Here is a 2,529-nt window from a genome sequence, read left to right on the forward strand (position 1 = left end):
CGGTGTACACACAAGTATATGCCGCGAGGGTTTCAACTCTTTTAGCCCCATAAATACCCAAGTTTCGGTCAACTGAAAACTCCATTTATCAGGCTAATTTTAAGGCTAGGGTAACGAAACCAAGTTTTAGGTGGGATTTCATCCGTACCAACAACTTACCACTATAAGTTTCATCATTACTAGGTAAAGGTATTTCATCCCCAGCTTGATACACAGTTTCAATCCACAACTCTCGCGCCTCATTTATATTTGTCATCGCCTCTTCTAAAGTTTCACCTTGAGAAAGACATCCAGGTAAATCTTTAATTTGAGCAACATATCCTCCTTCTGGATCAGGATATAAAGTCACAGGATATTGAAGATTTAAATAGTATTCTAAAGATGATTTTTCAGTTTGTTTCTGCTTCTGATTCAATTTCTCTATACATCACACTAATTTTCATAGGTTTGTAGTAGGGGCTTTAGCCCTCGTTTAAGCACTAAAGTGCTTACTACGAACTTTTTAGACTGTCAAAATCTTTGTTACAGACTACTAGTATTATATGTAGTATCACGCGATGGTTACAACTAGCCGCGATCGCCAGCAACTCGCCATCATCACCTTGTCAGTTCTCGAATGCTAAGGAATTTACCGAAACATTAATTTTTATTGAACTTTAGCAACACGAATGTTGTTTTAGTAGAGCATCCAATCCCAATCAGTAACAACGTTTCAAGCTTTATTAGGGGATGTAAACTTACAAGAAGCCAACTACTGTCAGGCTAGAACATTTGAGAGAATCAAAAACGATTTAATAATTAGACGCAAAAGTCCACCTCTTATTCGGACACGCCTGGTTTAATTTAAACGGAGAACACTATTATGAAATTGGCTTACTGGATGTATGCAGGCCCAGCCCATATCGGCACTCTGCGGGTTGCCAGCTCTTTCAAAAACGTTCATGCTATCATGCACGCACCACTGGGCGACGACTACTTTAACGTCATGCGCTCTATGCTGGAACGGGAACGGGACTTCACCCCAGTAACTGCTAGTGTTGTGGATCGCAACGTTTTGGCGCGTGGTTCCCAAGAAAAGGTGGTAGACAACATCACCCGTAAAGACGCTGAAGAACATCCAGACTTGATTGTTCTTACCCCCACCTGTACTTCTAGTATTCTGCAAGAAGATTTGCAAAACTTCGTCGAACGGGCGCAGTTGGAAGCCAAAGGCGATGTGATGCTGGCGGATGTGAACCACTATCGCGTCAACGAATTGCAAGCAGCCGATCGCACTCTGCATCAAATTGTCCAGTTCTACATTGAAAAAGCTCGTAAAAAGGGTGAACTTCCAGAAGGTAAAACCGCAAAACCTTCTGTGAACATCATCGGTATTTCTACTCTCGGCTTCCACAACCAGCACGACTGCACCGAGTTGAAACGGTTGATGGCAGACTTAGGTATTGAGGTAAATGCTGCTATTCCTGAAGGTGCTTCGGTTCACGAGTTGAAAAACCTACCTCGCGCTTGGTTCAATCTTTGCCCATACCGCGAACTCGGCTTAATGGCAGCTCGTTACCTGGAAGCAGAATTTGGGATGCCCTACGTAGATATTGCCCCGATGGGCGTAGTTGAAACTGCTCGTTGCATCCGTAAAATTCAGCAGATTGTTAATGTCCAAGGCGCTGATGTTGACTACGAAGACTTCATCAACGATCAAACTCTGCATGTATCCCAAGCTGCTTGGTTTTCCCGTTCGATCGACTGTCAAAACTTAACAGGTAAAAAAGCAGTCGTCTTTGGTGATAATACCCACGCCGCCGCTATGACCAAGATTTTAGCGCGGGAAATGGGCATTCACGTTGTTTGGGCTGGAACTTATTGCAAATATGATGCTGACTGGTTCCGGGAACAAGTCAGCGAATACTGTGATGAAGTTATTATTACCGATGATCATGGTCAAATTGGGGATGCGATCGCTCGTGTCGAACCCTCGGCTATTTTCGGAACACAAATGGAACGCCATGTTGGTAAGCGTCTAAATATCCCCTGCGGTGTGATTGCTGCACCTATCCATATCCAGAACTTCCCCATTGGTTACAAACCATTTATGGGTTACGAAGGTACTAACCAAATTGCCGACTTGGTCTACAACTCCTTTACACTGGGAATGGAAGACCACTTGTTAGAAATCTTCGGTGGACACGATACAAAAGAAGTAATTACTAAGGGTATATCTGCGGAATCTGACCTCAACTGGACTAAAGATGGTGTCGCAGAATTGAATAAAATTCCCGGTTTTGTTCGTGGTAAAGTGAAGCGCAACACCGAGAAATTTGCTCGTGAGCGAGGTATTAAGGATATCACTGTTGAAGTACTGTATGCTGCGAAGGAAGCTGTAGGAGCATAGTTAAACCTCGTCCATCTTGAAAAGAGGAGTTTTTCAAAAAGGACATTATGTAGGTTGGGTGGAACGGAGTGTAACCCAACATTAACCAGACTATAATGTTGGGTTTCGCTGTCGCTACACCCAACCTACAAAACTACAGT

2 protein-coding genes are annotated in these 2,529 nt (G+C 43.4%); one reads left to right on the forward strand and one right to left on the reverse strand.

What is annotated here, in order from left to right; translation table 11 throughout:
- Window positions 1-88: 88 nt before the first annotated feature.
- Window positions 89-424 carry a type II toxin-antitoxin system HicB family antitoxin gene (locus tag ACE1AT_RS28615; RefSeq protein ID WP_374874536.1) on the reverse strand — a complete coding sequence of 112 codons (336 nt, stop codon included), beginning with the start codon at window positions 422-424 and terminating at the stop codon, window positions 89-91.
- A gap of 438 nt (window positions 425-862) precedes the next feature.
- Between ACE1AT_RS28615 and bchB the strand changes: the two genes are divergently transcribed.
- The gene (gene bchB, locus ACE1AT_RS28620) at window positions 863-2,389 is read left to right on the forward strand and encodes a ferredoxin:protochlorophyllide reductase (ATP-dependent) subunit B (RefSeq protein ID WP_374874535.1); all 1,527 of its coding nucleotides are present in this window, start codon (window positions 863-865) and stop codon (window positions 2,387-2,389) included.
- Window positions 2,390-2,529 lie beyond the last annotated feature (140 nt).

The organism is Pelatocladus sp. BLCC-F211 (assembly GCF_041928655.1).
Taxonomy (GTDB): Bacteria; Cyanobacteriota; Cyanobacteriia; order Cyanobacteriales; family Nostocaceae; genus Pelatocladus.